At 74.5% G+C, this 21,525-nt stretch carries 23 protein-coding genes and 1 tRNA gene; 10 read left to right on the top strand and 14 right to left on the bottom strand.

Annotation, left to right across the window (positions count from 1 at the left end):
• Positions 1-8: 8 nt before the first annotated feature.
• The 3 genes from MY526_RS10460 to MY526_RS10450 all read right to left on the bottom strand — a co-directional run bounded on the left by MY526_RS10460 (position 9) and on the right by MY526_RS10450 (position 1,709).
• Positions 9-320, bottom strand: a complete 312-nt coding sequence (locus tag MY526_RS10460; RefSeq protein WP_436692466.1) for a biopolymer transporter Tol — start codon at positions 318-320, stop codon at positions 9-11.
• Positions 317-1,186 carry an NAD-dependent protein deacetylase gene (locus MY526_RS10455; RefSeq protein ID WP_436692467.1) on the bottom strand — a complete coding sequence of 290 codons (870 nt, stop codon included), beginning with the start codon at positions 1,184-1,186 and terminating at the stop codon, positions 317-319. Before MY526_RS10455 ends, MY526_RS10460 begins: the two co-directional genes overlap by 4 nt.
• Before the next feature lie 76 nt (positions 1,187-1,262).
• On the bottom strand, positions 1,263-1,709 hold the full coding sequence (locus MY526_RS10450; RefSeq protein WP_436703848.1) for an SRPBCC family protein: 447 nt from the start codon (positions 1,707-1,709) through the stop codon (positions 1,263-1,265).
• Positions 1,710-2,113: 404 nt separating this feature from the next.
• Between MY526_RS10450 and MY526_RS10445 the strand changes: the two genes are divergently transcribed.
• The gene (locus MY526_RS10445) at positions 2,114-2,965 is read left to right on the top strand and encodes an alpha/beta fold hydrolase (protein ID WP_436703847.1); all 852 of its coding nucleotides are present in this window, start codon (positions 2,114-2,116) and stop codon (positions 2,963-2,965) included.
• Here MY526_RS10445 and MY526_RS10440 read toward each other — a convergent pair.
• Positions 2,898-3,263 carry a hypothetical protein gene (locus MY526_RS10440; protein ID WP_436692471.1) on the bottom strand — a complete coding sequence of 122 codons (366 nt, stop codon included), beginning with the start codon at positions 3,261-3,263 and terminating at the stop codon, positions 2,898-2,900. The genes MY526_RS10445 and MY526_RS10440 overlap by 68 nt on opposite strands.
• A 116-nt stretch (positions 3,264-3,379) precedes the next feature.
• On the opposite strand from MY526_RS10440, the gene MY526_RS10435 reads away from it, so the two are divergent.
• Positions 3,380-3,452, top strand: a tRNA-Arg gene (locus MY526_RS10435).
• A gap of 207 nt (positions 3,453-3,659) precedes the next feature.
• On the opposite strand, the gene MY526_RS10430 is transcribed toward MY526_RS10435, so the two are convergent.
• The 7 genes from MY526_RS10430 to MY526_RS10400 form a co-directional block, all read right to left on the bottom strand.
• Positions 3,660-5,522 (bottom strand): ABC transporter ATP-binding protein, encoded by a 1,863-nt coding sequence (locus MY526_RS10430; protein ID WP_436703846.1) that lies wholly within the window; start codon positions 5,520-5,522, stop codon positions 3,660-3,662.
• Positions 5,519-7,408 carry an ABC transporter ATP-binding protein gene (locus MY526_RS10425; protein WP_436703845.1) on the bottom strand — a complete coding sequence of 630 codons (1,890 nt, stop codon included), beginning with the start codon at positions 7,406-7,408 and terminating at the stop codon, positions 5,519-5,521. The genes MY526_RS10430 and MY526_RS10425 overlap by 4 nt, the downstream gene beginning before the upstream one ends.
• 63 nt (positions 7,409-7,471) lie before the next feature.
• Positions 7,472-8,437: a phosphotransferase family protein gene (locus MY526_RS10420; protein WP_436692474.1), complete on the bottom strand. Its 966-nt coding sequence runs from the start codon at positions 8,435-8,437 to the stop codon at positions 7,472-7,474.
• A gap of 27 nt (positions 8,438-8,464) precedes the next feature.
• Positions 8,465-9,910 carry a chromate efflux transporter gene (gene chrA, locus MY526_RS10415; protein WP_436692475.1) on the bottom strand — a complete coding sequence of 482 codons (1,446 nt, stop codon included), beginning with the start codon at positions 9,908-9,910 and terminating at the stop codon, positions 8,465-8,467.
• A gap of 169 nt (positions 9,911-10,079) precedes the next feature.
• Positions 10,080-10,511 carry a chromate resistance protein ChrB domain-containing protein gene (locus tag MY526_RS10410; protein ID WP_436692476.1) on the bottom strand — a complete coding sequence of 144 codons (432 nt, stop codon included), beginning with the start codon at positions 10,509-10,511 and terminating at the stop codon, positions 10,080-10,082.
• On the bottom strand, positions 10,508-11,035 hold the full coding sequence (locus tag MY526_RS10405) for a Chromate resistance protein ChrB (protein WP_436703844.1): 528 nt from the start codon (positions 11,033-11,035) through the stop codon (positions 10,508-10,510). The genes MY526_RS10410 and MY526_RS10405 overlap by 4 nt, the downstream gene beginning before the upstream one ends.
• A gap of 278 nt (positions 11,036-11,313) precedes the next feature.
• Positions 11,314-12,477, bottom strand: a complete 1,164-nt coding sequence (locus tag MY526_RS10400) for a heparan-alpha-glucosaminide N-acetyltransferase domain-containing protein (RefSeq protein WP_436703843.1) — start codon at positions 12,475-12,477, stop codon at positions 11,314-11,316.
• Positions 12,478-12,690: 213 nt separating this feature from the next.
• Here MY526_RS10400 and MY526_RS10395 point away from each other — a divergent pair, with 213 nt between their 5' ends.
• Positions 12,691-13,185, top strand: coding sequence for a hypothetical protein (locus MY526_RS10395; protein ID WP_436703842.1), 495 nt, complete (start codon positions 12,691-12,693; stop codon positions 13,183-13,185).
• A 92-nt stretch (positions 13,186-13,277) separates the two neighbouring features.
• Here MY526_RS10395 and MY526_RS10390 read toward each other — a convergent pair whose 3' ends face one another.
• The gene (locus tag MY526_RS10390; protein ID WP_436703841.1) at positions 13,278-14,000 is read right to left on the bottom strand and encodes a response regulator transcription factor; all 723 of its coding nucleotides are present in this window, start codon (positions 13,998-14,000) and stop codon (positions 13,278-13,280) included.
• Positions 14,001-14,152: 152 nt separating this feature from the next.
• Between MY526_RS10390 and MY526_RS10385 the strand changes: the two genes are divergently transcribed.
• The 3 genes from MY526_RS10385 to MY526_RS10375 all read left to right on the top strand — a co-directional run bounded on the left by MY526_RS10385 (position 14,153) and on the right by MY526_RS10375 (position 16,833).
• Complete coding sequence (locus tag MY526_RS10385; RefSeq protein WP_436692481.1) at positions 14,153-15,517, top strand: sensor histidine kinase; 1,365 nt, start codon at positions 14,153-14,155, stop codon at positions 15,515-15,517.
• A 213-nt stretch (positions 15,518-15,730) separates the two neighbouring features.
• Positions 15,731-16,261 carry a MarR family winged helix-turn-helix transcriptional regulator gene (locus MY526_RS10380; protein WP_436703840.1) on the top strand — a complete coding sequence of 177 codons (531 nt, stop codon included), beginning with the start codon at positions 15,731-15,733 and terminating at the stop codon, positions 16,259-16,261.
• Positions 16,262-16,380: 119 nt separating this feature from the next.
• Positions 16,381-16,833, top strand: coding sequence for a DUF5313 family protein (locus MY526_RS10375; protein ID WP_436692483.1), 453 nt, complete (start codon positions 16,381-16,383; stop codon positions 16,831-16,833).
• Between the two features lie 16 nt (positions 16,834-16,849).
• Here MY526_RS10375 and MY526_RS10370 read toward each other — a convergent pair whose 3' ends face one another.
• Positions 16,850-17,602, bottom strand: a complete 753-nt coding sequence (locus MY526_RS10370; protein WP_436703839.1) for an amidohydrolase family protein — start codon at positions 17,600-17,602, stop codon at positions 16,850-16,852.
• 161 nt (positions 17,603-17,763) lie between these two features.
• On the opposite strand from MY526_RS10370, the gene MY526_RS10365 reads away from it, so the two are divergent.
• The 4 genes from MY526_RS10365 to MY526_RS10350 all read left to right on the top strand — a co-directional run bounded on the left by MY526_RS10365 (position 17,764) and on the right by MY526_RS10350 (position 21,178).
• Entirely contained in the window at positions 17,764-18,084 is a 321-nt protein-coding gene (locus MY526_RS10365) for a GNAT family N-acetyltransferase (protein ID WP_436703838.1), read from the top strand.
• 42 nt (positions 18,085-18,126) lie between these two features.
• Positions 18,127-19,491, top strand: coding sequence for a cryptochrome/photolyase family protein (locus tag MY526_RS10360; protein ID WP_436703837.1), 1,365 nt, complete (start codon positions 18,127-18,129; stop codon positions 19,489-19,491).
• Complete coding sequence (locus MY526_RS10355) at positions 19,484-20,293, top strand: Fpg/Nei family DNA glycosylase (RefSeq protein ID WP_436703836.1); 810 nt, start codon at positions 19,484-19,486, stop codon at positions 20,291-20,293. The genes MY526_RS10360 and MY526_RS10355 overlap by 8 nt, the downstream gene beginning before the upstream one ends.
• Before the next feature lie 63 nt (positions 20,294-20,356).
• Positions 20,357-21,178, top strand: coding sequence for a hypothetical protein (locus MY526_RS10350; protein ID WP_436703835.1), 822 nt, complete (start codon positions 20,357-20,359; stop codon positions 21,176-21,178).
• Here the strand turns inward: MY526_RS10350 and MY526_RS10345 are convergent.
• Positions 21,175-21,486: a putative quinol monooxygenase gene (locus tag MY526_RS10345; RefSeq protein WP_436703834.1), complete on the bottom strand. Its 312-nt coding sequence runs from the start codon at positions 21,484-21,486 to the stop codon at positions 21,175-21,177. The genes MY526_RS10350 and MY526_RS10345 overlap by 4 nt on opposite strands.
• Between the last annotated feature and the right edge of the window lie 39 nt (positions 21,487-21,525).

Genomic DNA, 21,525 nt, shown 5'->3' with positions numbered 1-21,525 from the left:
GCGCCTGGTCAGCCGCCGGACTCGAGGGCGGACAGCGCCGCCTCCCACCGTGCGCGGCGGGCGTCGTCGTCCTGGTCCCACCAGGCCGGGCCGCGCTCCCCGAGGCCGGTCTTCGCCTGCTGCACCCGGGCGCGGGCGGCCGCGAGGGCGGCGTCGTCCCCGAGCCGGCCGGCGGTGCGGACGGCGGCGCGTGCCTGCCCCAGGTGGTGCAGCAGGCGGGCCCGCACGTCCTCGGGCAGCGCCGGGTCCGCGGTCCGCCACCGCCGGCCGTCGACGACGATCCAGCGGTCGTCGTCGGTGCGGCCGACCTCGCGGCTCACGCGGCGCCGAGGCTCCGGGCCAGCTCGGGCAGCACCGCCCCCAGCGGGGCGTCGATGCGCACGTCCACCTTCGCGTCGCCGCGGGTGGGGCCGAGGTTGACCAGCCCGACCGGGATGCCCAGCTTCTCCGCCCGCAGCACGAAGCGGTAGCCGCTCATGACCGTCAGCGAGGAGCCCAGCACGAGCAGCGCGCCGGCGTCCTCGACCATGGCGAAGCAGGTGTCGACCCGGTTCCGGGGCACCGTCTCGCCGAAGAAGACGACGTCGGGCTTGAGCGGGCCCCGGCCGCAGGCCAGGCAGTCCACCATGACGAACCCGTCGAGCAGCTCGTCGGGCAGCTCGGCGTCCCCGTCGGGGTTCACCTCGTCGACGTGCGGGCCGAAGTCGGGGTTGGCCGCCCGGAGCCGCTCGTCGAGGGCGGCGCGGTCGGCGACGTCGCCGCAGGCCAGGCAGATCGTCCGGTCCAGGCCGCCGTGCAGCTCGACGACGTCGCACGCCCCGGCGGCCTGGTGCAGCCCGTCGACGTTCTGTGTGACGACGCCCGAGACCAGCCCGGCGCGCTGCAGGTCGGCGACCGCGCGGTGCCCGGCGTTGGGCCGGGCGGCCCGGATCTGCCGCCACCCGACGAAGCTGCGCGCCCAGTACCGGTGCCGCCCGCGGGGATCCCGCAGGAAGGTCTGGTAGGTCATCGGCGTGTGCCGGCGCAGCGACCCGGTGGCTCCGCGGTAGTCGGGGATGCCGGAGTCGGTGGACAGCCCCGCCCCCGACAGGACGACGACGTCCCCGTCGCCCACCAGCGCGGCGAGGTCGGCCAGGTCGTCCGGGTCGACGGCCGGCGGCTCCTCGACGACGGGCAGTGCGGTCACCCGGCCATCGTCCCCCGCGATCGCTCCGCGCGCCGCCGGCCGGCCGGGACCCCGCGCCGACGCACGGCCCGTCGACTCAGGACGCCGACAGCTCCCGCTCCAGCCGGCCCAGGAGGTCCTCGTACACCCGGCGCAGGCCCTTGGGGGCGAAGGCCCGCTCGAAGAACCCGCCGACGCCCCCCGCCCCGTTCCAGGTGGTCCGCACCCGGACGGTGGTCGCGCCGGAGTCGGCCGGCCGGACCGTCCAGGTGGTCACCATCGACGACCGGGTGTCGGTCTCCACCAGCGTGTCGGTGTCGGGCTGCGTCACCTCGACCAGCTGCTCGCGGACCCGCTTGGAGGTGGCGGCGAACCGCCAGGCGACGCGGGTGCCCTCGCCCTGGCCGCCGGCCTCGACCCGGTAGTCGCTGAACTGCTCCGGCAGCACCCGGCGGCGGGTCTCGGTGTAGTCGGCGAGGGCGGACCGCACCCGGTCCGCTGGTGCCCCGACGACGCGTTCGGCGGTGGCGACGACCTGTCCCATGCGCCCATCCTGCCCGCCCGTCACCACCGGGTCCGCCGCCAGGGCTCCCCGTTGGCGCACGGCTGCGACGACCGCGCGCTCACCCCGGCACAGGCCGGCCGGCCCGGTTCGCCGTCTCCCCGGGCTCCTGCCGGTCCGGCCGGAGCGTCGGCGGGTGCCGGGCCGGTGAGCGCCTCGCCGTCCGGGCCAGGTGCTGCTCGAGGTCGGTGGTGCTGCTCGAGGTCGGTGGTGCTGCGGATCTCCATGGCGTCCTCCTCGGGTCGGGAGGTCACCGTCGGGGAGACCTCCGACCAGTTCGGTGGCGCCGTCCACAGGGTGGACCGCCCTCCACAGATCGTCGCCAGGACCGGGCGGGTGACCAGGCTCATGGCCTGCGGGCTGCTACCCACGGGTAGCCCAGACACGTGACCACCTCGCTGCACGTCGACCGCTCCGGCTCGGGTGAGCCGCTGCTGCTGCTCCACGGCCTGGGGAGCTCCCGCCGCGACTTCACCGCCGTCCTGCCGCTGCTGACCGAGCGCTTCGACGTCCTGAACGTCGACCTGCCGGGGATCGGCCACTCCCCCGCGCTGCCCGATCGGCCCACGGTCCCGGCCATCACCGACGCGGTCGAGCGCACCCTGGACGCCGAGGGCGTCGGCCGGGTGCACGTCCTCGGCAACTCGCTCGGCGCGCGGGTCGCCCTGGAGCTGGCCCGGCGCGGCCGGGCGGCATCGGTGGTCGCCATCGCGCCGTCGGGACTCAACCTGCTCCCCGAGCGGCTCTACCAGGGCGCCGGGATGGCCGTGTCCCGGGTCCTCATGCGGACGGTGGCCCCGCTGATCGACCCGCTGTCACGCTCCGCGGTGGGCCGGGCCGCCGTGCTGGCTCCGCTCAAGGCCACCCCGTGGACGACCTCGCCCGAGGAGACGATCGGCGCCCGCGAGGGGTTCGCCGACTCCCGCGACTTCATGCGCACCGTGGTGTGGGCCCTGATGCTCGACGTCCCCCGGGGGCTGGGCCGGATCGACTGCCCGGTCACCCTCGTCCAGGGCGTGGCCGACTGGGTGGCCTCCGGGCAGACGGTGCGCTACCTGCCGCTGGTGCCGGGCTCGCGCTTCTCCCCGCTCCTGTGGGCCGGGCACGCGCCGCAGTCCGACCGGCCCCGCACGATCGCCCGCCTGGTCGAGCAGACGGCACAGCGGGCGGTCAGCCCGGTCGTTCCTCGGCGTTCAGGTAGGAGCAGCGGAACCGTGCGCGTGACATCGACTCGGTGAACAGCGTCTCCCACGCCGGGTCGGCCGCCGGGAAGGTCTCGAGCACCCGCTCCTCCAGCACGACCGGCAACCCGTCGAGGCCGGTGTAGGACCGCCGCAGCAGGACCCGGGTGACGCCGTCCACCTCGTCGTGCGCCGGGGACCACCCGGCCTGCGCGACGGCCGCGGCCAGCTCGGCACGCCGGCGGACCGGCAGTCGGGCCTGGCCGGCCGGGCGCGCGGACCACACACCCAGGGCGTAGACCAGCAGTCCGGTGACCAGCACCAGCAGGGTGAGCTCGGCCAGCAGCACCACCATGCCCCGACGGTAGTCAGCCGCGGGCCGGACGGCGGCCTCCGCGGCGCGCCGACCGGATCCCGACGGCGACGTGCCAGGATGGCCCCGGCGTCCCGGCGATCCCCGCCGGTTCCCGCGGCCCCGTAGCTCAGGGGATAGAGCAACGGTTTCCTAAACCGTGTGTCGGAGGTTCGAATCCTCTCGGGGCCACAACTGGACATGTGTTGTTTCGGCTGATCCTCGACGCTCCCTCGATGAGGGAGTTGAGCGTGGCTGAGCAGCGCTCTCGGGCGATGCGGGCAGTGATCGCCGAGGGCCAACGCGGAGAAGGCCCCGCGAACCGGACTGGGCTACAGCAACCCCTGGCCGTGACCCTGGCCCTGTCGGGCGGGGCGCGCGGGCTCCTGCCTCATCGGGTCAGGGCGCATCAGGTTCGTGCTGCCAGTCCCACCCGGCCTGCTCCAGGGCGGCGAGGCCGGCGAACCGGCTGTCCGTGGCGAGCAGCGTGGCGGGATCGCCCTGCTCCACGATCTGGCCTCCGGCGACGACGAGGACGTGGTCGGCGTCGCGGGCGGTGGCCAGCCGGTGGGCGACCGTCAGCACGGCGGTGCCGCGGAACAGGACGCGGTCGTGCAGCGCGTCGCGGAACGCCGCGTCGCTGGCGCCGTCGACGACGGAGGTGGCCTCGTCGAGGAGCAGCACCGCGGGCTCGGTCACCAGCGCGCGGGCCAGAGCGATCAGCTGGCGCTGGCCGGCGGAGAGCTGGAGGCCGCGGCCGCGGCCGGTGTCCGAGAGCAAGGCGTCGTACCCGTCCGGCAGGGCCTCGATGAACGAGTCGGCACCGGCCGTGCGGGCCGCGTGGCGGACCTGGTCGGCGGTCAGGTCCGGGGCGCCGAGGGTGATGTTGTCGGTGACTGTGCCGCTGAACAGGGCGACAGTCTGCGGTACGTAGCCGAGCAGGGCTCGGCGGGTGCCGTCGTCCAGGGCCGAGGGGTCGGCACCGGCGAGGGTGACCTGCCCGGTCCACGGCGTGTGCAGCCCGACCAGCAGCGACAAGATGCTCGACTTGCCGGCGCCGGTCCGCCCCACGATCGCGACGTGCCGACCGGGGTGGACGGCGAGGCTGATCCGGTGCAGGACCGGCCGTCCGGGCAGGTAGCCGAAGGTGACGTCGTTCAGCTCGACGACCGGCCGGGTGCTGGGGCACGTTGTGCCGGGCGCGCTCGATGCCGCAGCCGCCGGGGGGCTCGCGCGCACCGCGGGCCCGGCCGGGTCGGTGAGACGGCCGGTGTCGGTGGGCAGCTCCAGGACGGCGAAGACCCGCTCGGCGCCGGCCAGTGCCCCCTGCACGGTTTGCCACTCGTCGCCGAGGGTGACCAGCGGGGTGAAGAAGCGGGCGAACAGCAGCACGAACGCCGTCAGCGTGCCGACCGTGACGCCGAACGTGCCGAGGGCGTCGCGGCCGCCGAGCCAGAGCAGCAGCGCGGTCACGACCGCGGCGAGCACTCCGAGCACGGGGGCGTAGAAGGCGTTGAACAGCACGGAGCGGTTGCCCGCGTGCAGCCAGGTCCGCAGTGCGCGGCGGACGCGGTCGGCGAAGCTGCGCTGGCGGCCGAAGGCGCGGATGACCTCGATACCGGAGAGGTCCTCGGCGAGACGGGCGTTCACTCCGCCGACCGCGATCCGGGAGGCGCGCTCGGCGTCCCGGACGTGGCGGCGCAGCACGTTGGTGACGAGCAGCAGCGGCGGGATGACCAGGGCCGCCGCAGCGGCCAGGACCGGGCTGAGGACGGTCATGGCCACGGCCACGGTGAGCAGCCGGACGACTTGGCCGAAGAGGGTCGCGACCGAGGAGGAGAAGAGATCGTCGATGGCGTCGATGTCGGCGGTGGTCCGGGAGATCGAGTCCCCGACCGGGGTGTGGTCGTGATAGCCGGTCGGCAGCGCGAGCAGATGGGAGAACAGCCGCGTCCGGAGTTCGGCGAGGCTGCGCTGCGCGACGGTGGCCGCGAGGTAGCCGTACCCGGCGCTGAGCGCGGTGACCGCCGTCGACGCAGCCAGGTACAGGACAGCGGCGGTGCCCAGTCCCCCGGTGTCGCCGCGGACCAGGCTGTCGTCGATGACGTGGCGCACCACCAGCGGCGGCGCCAGTTCGAGCACGGCGGCGGCGAGCACCAGCACGCCGACCGCCAGCAGCCGCGCCCGCCACGGCCGGACCAGGGACCGCAGGTGACGACTCAGCCGGACCTGCTGCGGACGGCCGGCGATGCGGGCGGTCACCGGCCACGGTCCGAAGCGGTCCCGGCCATCACCGGGGGCTGCGCGGCCTGCCGCTGGGCCCGGAAGATCCGCGCGTAGAGGCCGCCGGCGCCGATCAGCGCCTCGTGGCCGCCCTGCTCGGCGATCTGTCCCCCGTCGAGGACGACGACGAGGTCGGCGCGGGGGAAGGAGGCCAGCCGGGTGGAGAACAGCAGCACCGTGGCCCGGCGCTCGACCGGGGCGTCCGGACCGACGGCGGCGCGCAGTGCGCCGACGATGCGGGCCTCGGTCCGGAGGTCCAGGGCGGAGAACGGGTCGTCCAGCACCAGCAACCGAGGACGGACGACGGGCGCGGCGAGACTGCGGGCCAACGCGATCCGCTGCCGTTGCCCACCCGACACCTGCACGCCCAGCTCCCCGATGCCGGTACCGGTCCCGGACGGCATGGCGGCGACCTCCTCCTCCAGCGCGGCAACGGCGAGCGCCTCCTCGAGCCGCGAGTGGTCGCCGGGTCGACCGGGATCGGGGAGCAGCACGTTGTCGGCGACGGTTCCGGAGAACACCGGATGGCCCTGCGGCAGGTAGCCGAGGACGGTGCGGTCATCCGGCTGCCAGGCGTGCGGGTCCGCGCCGTCCACCCGCACCTGCCCGCTGTCGGGCGGGTACAGGCCGGCCACCACGCGGGCCAGCGCAGACTTGCCCGACCCGACCGCGCCGGTCACGGCGACCAGGTCCCCGGGCGCGACGTCGAGCGTGACGCCGCGCAGCGCCGGCGTGCCGGCACCGGGATAGGTGAAGGCCACCTGCTGCAGGCTCACCTGGGCCGGCCCGCGGCGGGGAGAGGGCACGGCGGGCGGGGTCGTGACCCGGTCCTCGTCGGGCAGCCCGGCGATCCGGTCGCTGTGCCAACTCGACCGACGGGGCTCCGCGGCGAGCGCCGGCGGGGCGGCCAGCAGCGGAGCGAGCCGGCTGTAGGCCGCGTCGGCCGCCTGCACCCGGTTGACCATCTGCGGGATCCGGAACGCCCGGCCGGTGAACCGGCCGAAGAGCCCGAGCAGGGCGACCAGGTCGCCGACGCTCAACTCACCGCCCACGACCCGATGACCGCCGAGCCCGATGATCGCCAGGACGCCGCTGGTGACCAGGAGCGTGTAGACGGGCGCCAGGACCGCTTCCAGGCGGCCCGCGGCGAGCTCGGCGCCGGCCTGCTCGTCGGCCAGTGCCCGCAGTCGGGCGGCGTAGGCGCCGCCCCGGCCCGATGCCCGCAGCGCTCGCAGGCCGGTCAACCCCTCCTGGGCGAACGAGGTCACCGCGGCGTTGGCCTCCCGGGCCCGCAGCGTGCGGCGGCTGACCCGCGTGCCGACCGCCTTCGCCAGGGCGAGTGCGACCGGAACGGGAGCGAGCGCCAGCAGCCCCAGGGTGGGGTCGTAGATCAGGATGGCGACCGCCAAGGCGAGCGAGAACAGCAGCGTGTCCCAGGTCTCCACGATCACCTCCCCCACGCCGCGGCCCAGCACCTCCACGTCGCCGACGACGCGGCCCATGACCTCGCCGACCGAGGTCCGGTGCAGCCGGTCGGCCGGCCAGGACAGGACTCCGCCGACGGCGTCGGCCCGCACGTTCGCCTTGATCCGGTTCCGGCACACGCCGAGCCAGTACCGCTTGCCGATCCGGGGCACCTCGGTGGCCAGGGTGCCGGCGATCAGGAGCAGGACGGCGCGGGTCACGGCGCCGCCGTCGACCTCGCCGCGGTCGTGTTCCAGCACCGTGTCCACCGCGTGGCCGAGCAGGATTGCGGGCAGGACGACGGCGGTGTTCATCAGCACGCCGCACAGCGAGCCGATGGTCAACAGCCCGGCGACCTGGCGCGCGTAGGGGCGCATCGCCGTCCACATGCCGAGAGGCACCCGGGCCTCTGCGGCAGGCTGGGGGGTGGACGGTGTCGGGTGGACCATGGGCACGGCCTGGGCTCAGAGCTGCTCGAGCCGGTCCATGAGCGCGGCAAGGGCAGGGGCGGCGTGCATCGTCGGCCCCGTCAAGGCCGCCATGTCGGCCAGGACCATCACGGTGGTCCACACCGCGTTCCACTCCACGCCGGCCGGCCGACCGTCGAGGTAGGCCTCGCGGAGCAGCAGCCGGTCCTCGGGGTCGGGCCAGGACCGCAGGTCGAGAGCCGGATGAGCGGCGTACGCGTCCCCGAAGTCGATGAGCCCGGTGAAGTCGCCGGCCGGGCCGGTGAACACGTGCGTGAGCCCCGGGTTGGAGTGCAGGGGCACCGACGGCTGGTCGAGCCGCTCCGGCAGCGCCGCCACGGCGAGCTCGGCCACCCGGGCGGGCGGCACCTCCAGCGGCCACCGGTCCCGTTGCTGCTCCAGCCGCTCGACGAGGTCGGCGAAGTTCGCCTCGAGGCGCGCCCGATGGCCCGCTCCCCCCTCGACGGTGGGCAGGATCCCGTCGACCTGCAGCTGTGTCGCATCCAGGGCGTGCACGACGCGCAACACGCCAGCGACCGCCCGGAGGAGCCCTTGGCGGGCGACGGGCGGGAGGGGGCGGAGTCCCACGGGCCGGCCCGGCACCCGGCTCATCACGATGAACTCGACCGGACCATCGGCGGTGGCGACCCTGTCGTAGCCGTACAGGTCCGGGATCCGTCCGGCGAGGGGCCCGGTCAGCGCCTCGAGCAGCGCGGCCTCCTTCCGCAGGCTGGTGCGCGGACGGAGCCGGTGCGGCCGCTGCGTCTTCACCACCACACCACCGGCGGCATCGGACCGGTCGAACAGGTAGACCCGCGCTTCCCCGCCGGACTCGTCCACCTGCATCCCGCCGTCGAGCTGCACGCCAGACGGCAGGTGCGGCCCAGCCAGCTCTCGGACCAGCTCGCTCGGGAGCACCGGGTCCGGCGCCTCCGGTTGGCTGTACACGTCGGCGCGTCCCATGAGGTCCTCCTCGTTGCGCTGCCGGCGTCAGGTGAGGGGCAGGCCGGCGAGGCCGGCGGCGAGGCCGAGGACGGCGCAGACGCCGAGGGTGCGCAGCACCGACCACTTGACGCGGAACAGCAGCACCGCGGCCACCAGCGCGATGACCAGGGGCACCGGTCGCAGCGTGGTCACGTCGGGCAGCTCGAGCGACAGCGGTCCGCGGTCGACGTCGACGGTCTCACTGAAGAGCGTGTGGACGGCGAAGTAGACGCCGAGGTTGGCGATGACGCCGACGACGGCGGCGGTGATGCCGCTCAAGGCCGCCGACAGCGACCGGTTGCCGCGCAGCCGCTCCATGTACGGGGCGCCGAGCAGGACGAACAGGAAGCTGGGCACGAAGGTCACCCAGGTGACGAGCAGGGAGGCGAGGACCGCGGCCACCCAGGGGTCGAGGTCGCCGGGGTTGCGGTAGGCGCCGAGGAACGCGACGAACTGCACGACCATGATCAGCGGGCCCGGCGTGGTCTCGGCCAGCGCCAGGCCGCGGACCATCTCCCGCGGGCCCAGCCAGCCGTAGACCTCGACGGCCTGCTGGGCGACGTAGGCCAGCACCGCGTAAGCGCCGCCGAAGGTGACCACGGCGGCGCCGGAGAAGAACAGGCCCTGCTGGGTGAACACGCTGCCCGCGCCGGTCAGCAGGGCGACCACCGCGACGGGCACTCCCCAGACGAGCAGCCCGACCAGCAGCACCTTCAGGGTGCGCCCGGCGGTGGGGGCCACGTGGTGCAGCACGTCGTCGGAGATGACCGGCGGCGGGCCGGCCTCGGGGCCCTCGGCGGCCTTCTTGCGCGGCAGCGCGGACGGTCGCCAGCGGCCGAGGGCCCAGCCGGCGATACCGGCGAGTGCGACCACGATCGGGAAGGGCACGCCGAACAACGCGAGGGCGACGAAGGACGCCACCGCGATCACGACCAGGGCGCGGCTGTCCAGCGCCTTCTTGGCCACCCGGATGACGGCCTGCACGACGATCGCGAGCACTGCCGCGGCCAGCCCGGCGAAGAGCGCGGTGATCGCGGTCGTCGTGCCGAAGGCGACGTAGATCGCCGAGAGCGCCAGCAGCGCGACGACGCCGGGCAGCACGAACAGACCGCCGGCGACGAGCCCTCCGCGGGTGCCGTGCAGCAGCCAGCCGACGTACGTGGCCAGCTGCTGCGCCTCCGGGCCGGGCAACAAGGTGCAGTAGTTCAGCGCGTGCAGGAACCGGCGCTGGCCGATCCACCGCTTCTCGTCGACCAGGGCGCGCTGCATGACCGCGATCTGGCCGGCCGGTCCGCCGAAGGTCTGCAGCGAGATGAGGAACCAGGTCCGCACCGCGGTACGGAAGGGGATGGCGGTCTGCTCCTGCGCTCCGACCGGCTCCGGTTCGGCAGCCGGATCCGGCGTGCGAGTGGCGGGTGCGGTGTCCGGCGGGTGCGGGGCCTCGCGGGTCATGGACGTCCTCGTCGGTCGGTCTCGGGCAAGGGAGGGGCGCAGTCCGGCGGCGCCGGGCGCGTGGGTGGGTCGGGTGAGATCGGCCGAGGCCGGGGCTCAGCCGTGCGGCGGACAGGAGCGGTCGTGCGAGTCGGCGATGGTGCGCATGGCGGTCCTCCGGGCGACGGGATCAGGCCGGCTCACGGCCGAGCAGCAGACGACGGCGGTGGAACTCGTAGAGCCCGTCGAAGACCGGGCCGGAGACGGCGAGCGTGTGCTCGTCGCTCCCGGTCATCGACAGCCCACGCAGCACCACGTCGAGACCGGGTGCCTCCGGGGCGTCGAAGCGCCCGTCGTCGAGGTCGGCCTCGTGCACGATCTCGGCGATCCGCCACAGCACCGGATCGGTGAGATCGTGGCGGCGCAGGATCGTCTCGAACGAGCAGTCCCCGCCGTGGTGGCCCAGTTCGACACCGCGCATGTCGAACGGCGTGGCGTCAGCCGGGACCTCGGCCGGGTCCGACACGAAGACGAACTCGGCGGCTGGATCGAGGAAGCGGCGGATCAGCCAGGCGCAGGCCGCGCGGTCGATGTGCACCCCGGCCCTGGTCGCCCACCTCACGGCGCCGCCTCCGTCACCTCGGCGACCGGCGACCCGTCCTCGGCGGCGGCCTCGGCCAGGTCGCGCAGCGCCACCGCGGCGGCCTCACGCTCCGGCGGTGGGAAGAAGTCCCGCCGGTTGATCGCCCGCCACTCCGCCCGCAGCCGGCGCAGCGCCCGGGTCCGCTCGGTGGAGTCGCCGTCGGCGGCCTCGCGGCTCTGCTCGGTCAGCGACCGGTACTCCTCGGCCCGGGCAGCGGCCATGCCGGCGGCCAGTGCCCGCTCCTGCGCCAGCGTCGCCGGTCGGGCCACCCACAGCCCCGCGGTCCCGTCCGCGGCGAGGACGTCGTCGGCCAGCCACTCGAGGGACTCACGGGTGCGGGCGTCGGCGGGCAGCGCCACCAGGCCGTCGGACAGCTGCGCCACGCCGAGCCGCTTCAGCCGCCGCCACACCGTGGTCCGCGGACCCGACGGCTCGCGGGGCAGCCGGTAGGAGAGCAGCACCCACTCGCCCGGACCAGGCTGAGCGGGCAACGGCGTGAGCACGCTGCAATGCAACCATGGTTGCATTGCAGCGTCCAGCGATGATGGAGGAGCGGGGCCCTGCCGCAGGGTGTGCGGTCACGTCCGAACGGCCGGCGCTTCCGTTCCACCCTGGTCATCCTGTGTGCCGGACCCTCCGCACCGTAAGCCAGCCGGCGACTGACGGCGGTGTGGCGCTCGCCAGCATCCGCTCGGCTGTGGTGCGGCTCCCCTACTGACTCGCGCCGTGCTCCGACTCCGGACCCGGGGCACGCGCCCCGACCCGCCGGGCGGCCGGACGGTCAGGATGCGGACGGTGCCGGATCGCGTGCGGCGCACCTGTTCGCTCGGCCTGCTGCCAGGGTGGAGTTCCAGGTCAGCAGTCGTTCGAGCGGTCCTCTCCCCAGCAGCACCCTCCAGGCAGTGGCGACCACGAGGCTCACCAGGATGTAGGTGGCCCACGCGCCGTTGTCGTCGTAGTCGAGCGTGCCGATGAGCCACACCGCGACGACCTGGCCGGTGTACACAGTCAGCGCCATCGCGCCCACCGAGGCGAGCGGGTAGCTCACCCTGGGCAGGAGCTCGGCGACGACCAGGCACACGCCGATGACGATGAGCGCGAACCCGACAGAGCCGACGATCTCGAAGGTCGTTCCGCTGTGGGGGACGGCCCCGGTCAACCAGACCGGGTCCCACGCATCGGGGCGTTCCGAGAAGCCGTCGCCGTCCACCGGCGTCCCGCCCGCAAACCACTGCGTGGTCACCCAGCCGCCGCCGTAGCCGAGCACGGCCAGGCCGGCGCCGGTGGCCACGAGCGTCGCCCGGGCCCGCGCGGAGGCCAGGTCCGAGCGCCCCACGGCCAGGCCGACGAGGATGAAGGCCCACCAGATCAGCGCCGGATAGGGCCCGGTGACGGCCAGCCAGACGAACGGCGTGTCGTAGGAGCCCGTCGCCTCGGCGAGCTGCGCGAGCACCAGGTCAACAGGCGGTGTCACCACGGCCAGCACCCCGGCGGCCACCAGCAGCTGCCGGGGCGAGCACCGCAGGAACGGCAAGGCGAGGACGAAGAGCACGGCGTACACGCCGAGGATGATGTCGATGTCGGTGCCGAGCGCTTCGAGGACGCCGCCGATGGCGAACACCCACGCCGCACGGACGAGGATCCGCATCCGGGCGCGGACCAGCTCGTCCCCGCCGGCCGGGACGGTCCGGCCGGACAACAGGGCCACCGAGACGCCCGCCAGGACCGCGAAGAGGATCGACGACCGGCCGTTCACCACGCCAAGCCATGTGGAGGGTGATGACCCCACGTCGTCCGCGACGACTCCGACGTGGGCACCGAACATCCCGAAGACGGCCAGCGCACGAGCTACATCGAGACCGGCCACCCGATCCGAGCGAAGCCGCCGCTTCTGCTGTGCGGACGGGAGCTGTCGGGCCTGGTCTCGGCGCACGGCGGTGCTCATGACGGGGCACCGTAGGAGGGCCAGGGCCGGTGGAACCGCTCGTCACGGCCGTTTGCCAAGTTCTTGCACTGTCCTGACCTGTCGCTTGCACCGTGCCGCCTAGAGTCAGAACCGGCTTCGATCGACCAGGTGGTGCGGCGGACGCACCGGTGTCGACTGCCCCCGCTGGTCGAGCGGAGCCTCCGACGCCCAGCGAGCCCGAGGACGGCGGCGATGGATCTTCGTCTCGTGGTGGGCGGCCTGATCGCCCGGAACGCGGTGCTGAGCACGCTGCTGGCGAACCACGACGACCGCCTCGAGCAGAGGTGCTCCGGGCACGGTACGACAACGGCACCGTGCTTCATCGTCCTCACCTGGAGCGTCGACGAGTCCCCGTTCGCGCCGTCCGGGAGCCAGCTGCTCAGGGTGGAAGTGCACACGTCGAACACCGACCCCCGGCGCCACCAGGACCTCGACACCATCGTCCGACTGCTGCACGCGGTCCTGACCGACGACCACGCCAGGACCTCGATCACCGCTCGGCGCCTGGGCGGCTGGGCCGATTCCCGATCCAGCCTGGACACCGTCGTCGAGGTCGGCGTCTGGGAGATCGCTCCGGCCCGGTCCGGTGTCCGGGGAACAGCTCGGCCGCGACTGCTGCCGTGGCCGGACTCCAGCACCCTCACCGCTACCGGTTCCCTGGCATGGGGGACCGTCAGCATGAACTGATCCGGACATCCATGGCGGCGCTGCGGCGAGTCGGTAACGGCCGCGGCGTCGCCCGGCGGGCACCTGGGGGCACGCGTCCTCAGCGATGCCGGCTAGGCGGATGGGCCGGCGTCGTCGGGTGCGGGCAGCTCGAGCCGGTATCCGTGCCCGCGCACGGTGACGATGCGCGGGACGAGGACACCGGGACCGGCGGCTTCGTGGATCCGTCGTCGCAGCGCGGCGACGTGGACGTCGAGGGTCTTGGTGGAGCCGAACCAGTTCTCGTCCCAGACGTCGGACATCAACTGACCGCGGCTGTGCGCGACCTCGGGTCGTGCGGCCAGGCTGGCCAGCAGGTCGAACTCCTTGGGCCGCAGGTGCAGTTGCCGTCCCGCGATCGTCACCGTGTGGCGGGGGACGTCGACGATGAGGTCTCCGACCGCGAACACGGTCGCTGCGGCCGGGATCGCTTCGCCTCGACGCAGGTGCGCGCGGATCCGCGCATGGAACTCGGCCAGGCGGACCGGCTTGACCAGGTAGTCGTCGGCACCGGCTTCCAGCCCGACGACGACGTCCATCTCCGCCGAGCGCGCGGTCACCATGACCAGGACGCACCCGGGCTGGAGCCTTCTCAGCTGCCGGCACACCTCCACCCCGTCCAGGTCGGGCAGTCCCAGGTCCAGCAGCACCAGGTCGACGTCGCCTGCCCCCGCGCGGGCCAGCCCGTCGGTGCCGGTTCGCGCCCAGGAGACCTCGTAGGCGTGGCTGCGCAGGCTCGAGGTCAGCACCTCGCCGATCGTCGGGTCGTCCTCGACGAGGAGGATCCGGCCGGTCACCGCGACATCGTGGCACCCCCCGAGGCCAGCCCGGGCGCCCGCTTCACCGCTGCGGGGAGCCCCGCACACGAACGCGGTGACATCGGCCCGCCGGGGAGACATCCTGGCAATCGACGAGCGGGGCCGATGGCGGCAGCAGAACGGAGACGCTCGTGCGCACTCGGATCATCGGCGTGGCCGTCGTGGCCTCCGTCCTGGCCATCTGTCTCTTCGGTGTCCCGCTGGCCGTCGCCGTTCACCGGTACGCGATCCAGCAGGAGCGGGTCCACCTGGTGAGGGTCGCCACGGACGTCGCCATCGACGTCGCCGACGACGTGGACGACGGCGACACCATCGACCCCGACGACCTCTCCGACGTCGGGGACCGCGGCGACGACATCGACGCGGCCGTGTTCGACGAGGACGGCGACCGGCTGGCCGGATCGATCCCCGGTGAGCACGGCCGCCTCCTGTCCCGGGCTCTGGACGGCGGGGTGCGCGCCCGAGCCCGTGGCGACCTCCTCCTCGCCGCCGCGCCTGTGACCCACTCCGACGAGGTGATCGGCGCGGTCCTGGTCGCCACCCCGCGCAGCGCCGTACTCGGACAGGTCGCCCTCGTCTGGGCGGGCATGGCGGGGCTGGCGGCGGTGGCGGTGACCATCGCCTGGATGGTGGGGCGCCGTCAGGCCGGCCGGCTGGCACGTCCGCTGGAGGACCTGGAGGACAGCGCCCGCCGGCTCGGCGACGGCGACTTCAGCGTCCGCAGCCGCAAGGGCGGCATCGCCGAGATCGACTCGGTGGGGACCGCGCTGGACACCACCGCCGCCCGCCTCGACGACCTGCTCGCCCGCGAGCGCGCGTTCTCCGCCGACGCCTCCCACCAGCTGCGCACCCCGCTGGCCGGGCTGCGGCTCCGCCTGGAAGCCGCGCTGGAACAGCGCGACCAGGACCCCCGGCCGGCGATCGCCGCCAGCCTCGCCGACGCCGACCGCCTCGAGGCCATCATCGACGAGCTGCTCACCCTCGCCCGCGCCGGGCAGGCCGGACAAACCGGTCCCCTGGACCTGGACGCGCTCCTCGGCGAGCTCTCCCCGGAGTGGGGCGCACGCCTCGCTCTGCACGGCCGCGACCTGGAAGTCCGCAGCGACCCCGACGCCCCGGCGGCGCGCGGCTCGGCCGCCGCGGTACGGCAAGTACTCGGCGTCCTCGTGGACAACGCCACCTCCCACGGCGCCGGGACGGTCACGGTGTCCGTGCGGGAGGCCGCCGGCGCGGTGGCCATCGACGTCTCCGACGAGGGCCCGGGCCCCCTGGCGCCCGAGGACACCGTCTTCTCCGGGCGGGCCGACCGGCGCGACGGTCACGGCATCGGTCTCGCCCTCGCCCGCCGTCTCGCCGAGGCCGAGCAGGGCCGGCTGGAGCTGACCCGCCCCTCACCGCCGGTGTTCACCCTCCTCCTCCCGACGGCGCCCGTGGCCGTCCCGGACCGGGAGCCGGGAGCCACCGACGTCTCCAGGAGCGGCGGGATGATCGCCTAGGTCCAACCAAGACCATCGACGATCAACGTCGCCACAGGCCAGAACCGCAGGTCAAGCCGGATGTTCACAAGCTGCCGACAGCAGCCGATCGCCCATGGAACGCTCTCCTGAACCGTGTCGGAGGTTCGAATCCTCGGGGCCACCAGCCGGTGCTGACCGACGGGGTCGTTGGCGGCCCAATGCTTGGGACGCCACGGGATCTAGGCTGGGGCGGTGACGACCGATCAAGTGCCCGACGCACCGCTCGACCCCGAGGACACCCTCGCCCTGGAGCGGCAGGTGTGCTTCGCCCTCTCGGTGGCGGCCCGCAACGTGGTCGCGGTCTACCGGCCGGTGCTCGAGCCGCTGGGGCTGACCCACCCGCAGTACCTGGTGATGCTGGCGCTGTGGCAGCACGGCTCGCTGTCGGTCAAGGAGCTGTCGCACCTGCTGCAACTGGACCCCGGCACGCTCTCGCCGCTGCTCAAGCGGCTGGAGGCGGCCGGCCTGCTGCGCCGGGAGCGGAATCCGAGGGACCAGCGCAACCTGGCGCTGGCGCTGACCGACGCCGGCAGGGCCCTGCGCGCCCAGGCCGAGGCCATCCCCACCGGCATCGTCGAGCGTCTCGGCATGCCGGTCGAGGAGTTGATGGCGCTGCACGGAGCGCTCACCCAGGTGATCGCCGCCTCCCAGCGCGCACTGACGGCGCCAGCACGGGACGAGGACCCGCGGGAGGACGAGGTGCCGCGGGCCACCGTCGCCTGAGGCCCGGCGCAACGGACGGCAGTTGTTAGCCTGCTGACACTTGGTACCCCAACCTTTCGCCCACCAACTGTTCGGGGCACCATGGAGACGTGACCGTCGACCACCAGGAGCGAACCGTCGTGACAGACCCCGAGAGCGGCACGCCGGCCGAGCCCGTCATCCGTCCGGCGCCGCACCGGTGGCTCTGGTACGCCTTCGGCGGCTCGCTGCCCGGGCGCCACCGCGGTTGGGTGCTGCACGACACCACCACCGGCACCTGGTGGCTGCGCCACATCGGCCGCATGCTGGTCCAGCTCGCCGTCCCGATCGCCCTGATCATGACGCTGCTGCCGGCCTCGTGGGGGCTGCGCGCCGCGTGCGCCGGCGGCGGGCTGGCCCTGGCACTGTTCTACTCCCTGGCCTACATGCCGGAGAGCACCGAGACCCGGGTCGTGAAGGCCGGCTACCCGGCGGGCACCGCCACCGTGCACCGCGAGCGCGCCGCCCAGGGCCGGGAGCAGCGCGAGAGCGAGCGCCGGCGGGCCGCCGCGGCCCGGCGCGCCGCCCGCTACCGGGACCGGGCCGGGCGCTGACCCCCGCCGAGAGCCCTCACACCCGGTAGAAGGCCGCCGCGTTGTCGTGCAGCACCGCGTCGACGTGCTCCCCGGCGACGTCCGCCAGCAGATCGAGGTCGGAGTCGGCGAACGGACGCCGGGCGCGGGTGGACGGCAGGTCCGAGCCGGCCATCAGCGCGGTCGGGTCGGCCGCCAGCGCGGCGCGGACGGCCGCGGCGACGTCGAGGTCGACACGGCCGAAGCCCGTCGCCTTGACCCGCACGCCGCGCTCGACGAGCGCGACCAGGTGCGGCAGGCCGTCGGCGTGCAGACCCAGGTGGTCGATGCTCACCGCGGGCAGCGCCGCGAGGGTGTCCACCAGGTCGGCCAGGTCACGGGCGTCGACGTAGAGCTCGGTGTGCAGGCCGGCCAGGTCGTGGACGCGGCGGGCCAGCCGGTCCAGGTGCTCTCTGCCCGCGGACCCGCCGCGGCGCAGGTTGAACCGCACCCCTCGCACCCCGCGCCGCGCGAGGTCGACGACGTCGGCGTCGGGCAGGTCGTGCGGGATCTGCGCAACGCCGACGAAGCCGGGGCCGAGCCGGGCGAGGGCGTCGAGCAGACAGCCCTGGTCGAAGCGCTGGAACGACCCCGAGACGACGGCACCGCCGACGACGCCCAGTGCGGCGGTGCGCTCCAGGTACCGCTCGACGGGGAAGGGATCGGGCAGGAAACCGTCGTTCTCGTACAGCGGGAACCGGTGGTCGACGACGTGGAAGTGGGCGTCGAAGAACGGGCGCCGGGTCGGCACGGGGAGCTCCTCTCGACTCGGTGCGGCGGGGTCCCGGACCGCGTCCACCCCGTGGGTGTCACCCGGCGCGGCGAAACCCCCGGGGGCTCCGAGGCGTTACCGTCTCAGTACGCATGTCGAACCCGGCAACGACGCCGGGCGAGCGGAGGTGGCACACCAGCATGGAGACGAGTGTGGTCGACGTCCCCGATCGGGGGCGGTTCGAGGTCCTGCTCGACGGCCGGGTCGTCGGCCTGGCGAGTTACCACGTCGAGAACGGCACCATGGCGCTGCCGCACACCGAGGTGGACCCCTCCGTCGGTGGACGCGGCATCGGCAAGATCCTCGTCGCCGGCGTCCTCGCCGCCGCCCGCGAGCGCGGCGTGCACGTGCTCCCCTACTGCTCGTTCGTCCGTCACTACATCCAGCAGCACCCCGAAGAGGTCGACCTGGTCGCCGAGGCCGACCGGCCGCACTTCGGTCTGGAGACCGCCGACCGCTGACCTGATCTGCAGATCCCGTCCGCGCTGCCTACCCTGGCGCGGGTGCCCATCGCGCTGCTGTGGTTCCGCCGCGACCTGCGGCTGGCCGACCACCCGGCGCTGCTGGCGGCCCGCGACGCCGCCGGTCCCGACGGCGCCGTCCTGCCGCTGTTCGTCGTCGACCCGCGGCTGTGGGACCCGGCCGGAGGGCCGCGCCGCCGGTTCCTGCTCGACTGCCTCGCCGACCTCGACGCGTCCCTCGACGGTGCCCTGGTGCTGCGCTCCGGGGACCCGGCGCGAGTCGTCCCCGAACTGGTCCAGGAGGTCGGCGCCACCAGCGTGCACGTCTCGGCCGACGCGGGTCCCTACGGACGGCGGCGCGACGCCGACGTGGAGCGCGCGCTGGGCGCGGTGCCCCTCGTGCGCACCGGCTCGCCGTACGCGGTGACGCCCGGCCGGGTCACGAAGGGCGACGGGACGCCGTTCCGGGTGTTCTCGCCCTTCGCCCGGGCCTGGCGGGCGCACGGTTGGCGCGATCCGGCACCGCGGCCGCGGGCGGTCCGGTGGTGCACCGGCGTCCGGTCCGACGAGCGGCCCGACGCGCCGCAACTGGACGGCGTCCGCCTGCCCCCGGCCGGCGAGGCCGCCGCCGCCGCGGCCTGGCGCCGGTTCCGCGACGAGCGGCTGACCGGTTACGGCGAGACCCGGAACACCCCGGGCACCGAGGGCACCAGCCGGATGTCGGCGTACCTGAAGTACGGCTGCACCCACCCGCGGACCCTGCTGGCCGACCTGGCGCACGAGGAGGGGCCGTCGGCCGCGGGCTACGTCACCGAGCTGGCCTGGCGCGAGTTCTACGCCGACGTGCTGTGGCACCGGCCGGAGACGCACCGGGAGGCCTTCGACGGGCGCATGCGCACGATGACCTACGACACCGGCCCGGACGCCGACGAGCGCTTCGCCGCCTGGGCCGCGGGCCGCACCGGCTACCCGATCGTCGACGCCGGGATGCGGCAACTCCTGGGCGAGGCGTGGGTGCACAACCGGGTCCGCATGGTCGTGGCCTCGTTCCTCCTCAAGGACCTGCACGTCGACTGGTGGCGCGGCGCCCGGCACTTCCTCGCCCACCTGGTCGACGGTGACCTCGCCAGCAACAACCACGGCTGGCAGTGGGTCGCCGGCACCGGCACGGACGCCTCCCCCTACCACCGCGTCTTCAACCCGACCCGGCAGGGGAAGCAGTTCGACCCCGACGGCGGGTACGTCCGGCGGTGGGTGCCCGAGCTGCGCGACGTCCCGGCGCGGTTCGTGCACGAGCCGTGGCTGGCGCCCGACGGCGTCCCGCCCGGGTACCCCCTGCCGATCGTCGACCACGCCGAGGAGCGCCGGGTGGCCCTCGACCGCTACGAGCAGGTGCGCCGTGCCTGAGGGGCACACCCTGTTCCGGCTGGCCCGCGACCAGTCACTCGCCTTCGCCGGCCGCCCGGTGCACGTGACCAGCCCGCAGGGCCGCTTCGCCGCGGGCGCGGCGCTGCTGGACGGTCGGGTGCTCGACGAGGTGGTCTCCCACGGCAAGCACCTGTTCGCCTGCTTCGGCGCCGACACGCTGCACGTGCACCTCGGTCTCTACGGCAGCTACACCTCGGGCACCGGCGTCCCGCCCGCGCCGCGGGGCGCGCTGCGGATGCGCTGGGTCGGGGACGGGCCCGACGGCCTCGGCGTCTGGACCGACCTGCGCGGCGCGACCGCCTGCGAGGTGCTTCCCGGACCCGAGGTCGACCGGATCCTCACCCGGCTCGGCCCCGACCCGCTGCGGCCCCGGACCGACGGGACCCGCGCCCACCGGCGCGTCGCCGGCAGCCGCACCGCGATCGGCGCGCTGCTCATGGACCAGTCGGTGCTCGCCGGCGTCGGCAACGTGTACCGCGCGGAGCTGCTGTTCCGGCACGGCGTCTCCCCGTTCCGCCCTGGCCGGGAGGTCGACGCGGACCTGTGGGCGCGGATGTGGTCCGACCTCGTGGTGCTCATGCGCGCCGGCGTGCGGATGGGCCGGATCGTCACCACCCGGCCGGAGCACCGCACCCGCCGGCGCGGCGCGGTGGTGCGGGAGGACGCGCACTACGTCTACCGGCGCACCGGGCTGCCCTGCCGGGTCTGCGGCACGCAGGTCAGGACGCAGGAGATGGTGGCCCGCAACCTCTACTGGTGCCCGGTCTGCCAGGCCGCGTGACCGCGGCGGGGCTGCCCCCTCGGGGTGAGTGACCTGACCCCTCGCCGCGGATATCGTGATCGGATGTCGAGCACGCTGCGCGCCCTGGTGGTCGCCGTGCTCTCCTGCGTCTGCCTCCTGGTCGGGGTCCCGGCCGCCTCGGCCGCGGACGACGATCCCCCGGTGGTCGGCTACGACGTCTCCCACCCGCAGTGCCACGTCCCGCTCCCCGACCGCCCCGCGTTCGGCATCGTCGGGGTGAACGGCGGGCGGGCCACCCGGCCCAACCCGTGCCTGACCGAGCAGCTCGCGTGGGCGGCCGAGGCCACCGGCGCGGTGCGCGGCCAGCCCGCGCTGCAGCTCTACGTCAACACCGCCAACCCCGGCCAGGTGCTCGACCTCGTGCACACCTGGCCGCTGGCCGGCGACAGCCCGTACGGGCACTGCGACGGCGCCAACGACGAGGCGTGCTCGTGGCGGTACGGCTGGCTGCGCGCCTACCTCGACGTCGAGGCGTTCTTCGCCCCTGCCGCGGAGCGGGCCGGCGTCGACCCCGACCCGGCCGCGCACCGCTGGTGGCTCGACGTCGAGACCATGAACACCTGGCAGTACGGCTCCCCGGCGGCCCGGGCCCGCAACCGCGCGGCACTGGAGGGCATGGCCGCCTACCTCGGCAGCCGCGGCGCGGAGGTCGGGCTCTACTCCACCGCGCAGCAGTGGGGCCGGATCATCGGCGACGTCCCGCGGGACAGCGCCCTGTACGGCCTGGACAGCTGGCTGGCCGGCGGCGGCACGCCGGCCGGCGCCCGGGCGACCTGCCGCCGGGCGCCGCTGGTGGGCGGCGGCGAGGTGGTCATGGCCCAGTACGTCGAGGACCGGCTGGACCACAACCACCCCTGCGACTAGAGCGCGCCCTTCGCCCCGTCCCCGGCCGGGAGGGCGGTCAGCACCTGCAGGTCCGGCGCGCCGGCGAGCTTGCCGTCCAGCGCCTGGCTGAGCTCGGCGAACGGGTCCCCCTTGCCGTGCGCGGCCAGGTCCTCGGGGCTGTCCCACTGCTCGATCATCACCAGCCGGCCGTCCTGCCCCTCGTGCAGCGCGTAGCGCCGGCAGCCGGACTCGCCGTGCACCTGCGGGATCGCCGCCAGCACCGCCTCGCGAACGGCGGCGGCGTGCTCGGGCTGGGGGGTGATGGTCGCGACGACGACGACGGCCACGGGCTGCTCCTGGGATCGAGGGGACGGGCCTATGCCTGG

Source organism: Geodermatophilus sp. CPCC 205761, from assembly GCF_051383655.1.
Classification (GTDB): Bacteria; Actinomycetota; Actinomycetes; order Mycobacteriales; family Geodermatophilaceae; genus Geodermatophilus.
Note: the sequence above shows the minus strand (reverse complement) of the source record. Positions and strands in the feature narration are given on the sequence as shown.

Excerpts from the sequence above, each read along its gene's own strand:
- MY526_RS10400 (WP_436703843.1), bottom strand. The coding sequence starts at position 12,477 with ATGAGCACCGCCGTGCGCCGAGACCAGGCCCGACAGCTCCCGTCCGCA.
- MY526_RS10350 (WP_436703835.1), top strand. The coding sequence starts at position 20,357 with ATGTCGAGCACGCTGCGCGCCCTGGTGGTCGCCGTGCTCTCCTGCGTC.
- MY526_RS10440 (WP_436692471.1), bottom strand. The coding sequence starts at position 3,263 with ATGGTGGTGCTGCTGGCCGAGCTCACCCTGCTGGTGCTGGTCACCGGA.
- MY526_RS10450 (WP_436703848.1), bottom strand. The coding sequence starts at position 1,709 with ATGGGACAGGTCGTCGCCACCGCCGAACGCGTCGTCGGGGCACCAGCG.
- MY526_RS10420 (WP_436692474.1), bottom strand. The coding sequence starts at position 8,437 with ATGGGACGCGCCGACGTGTACAGCCAACCGGAGGCGCCGGACCCGGTG.
- MY526_RS10365 (WP_436703838.1), top strand. The coding sequence starts at position 17,764 with ATGGAGACGAGTGTGGTCGACGTCCCCGATCGGGGGCGGTTCGAGGTC.
- MY526_RS10395 (WP_436703842.1), top strand. The coding sequence starts at position 12,691 with ATGGATCTTCGTCTCGTGGTGGGCGGCCTGATCGCCCGGAACGCGGTG.
- chrA (WP_436692475.1), bottom strand. The coding sequence starts at position 9,910 with ATGACCCGCGAGGCCCCGCACCCGCCGGACACCGCACCCGCCACTCGC.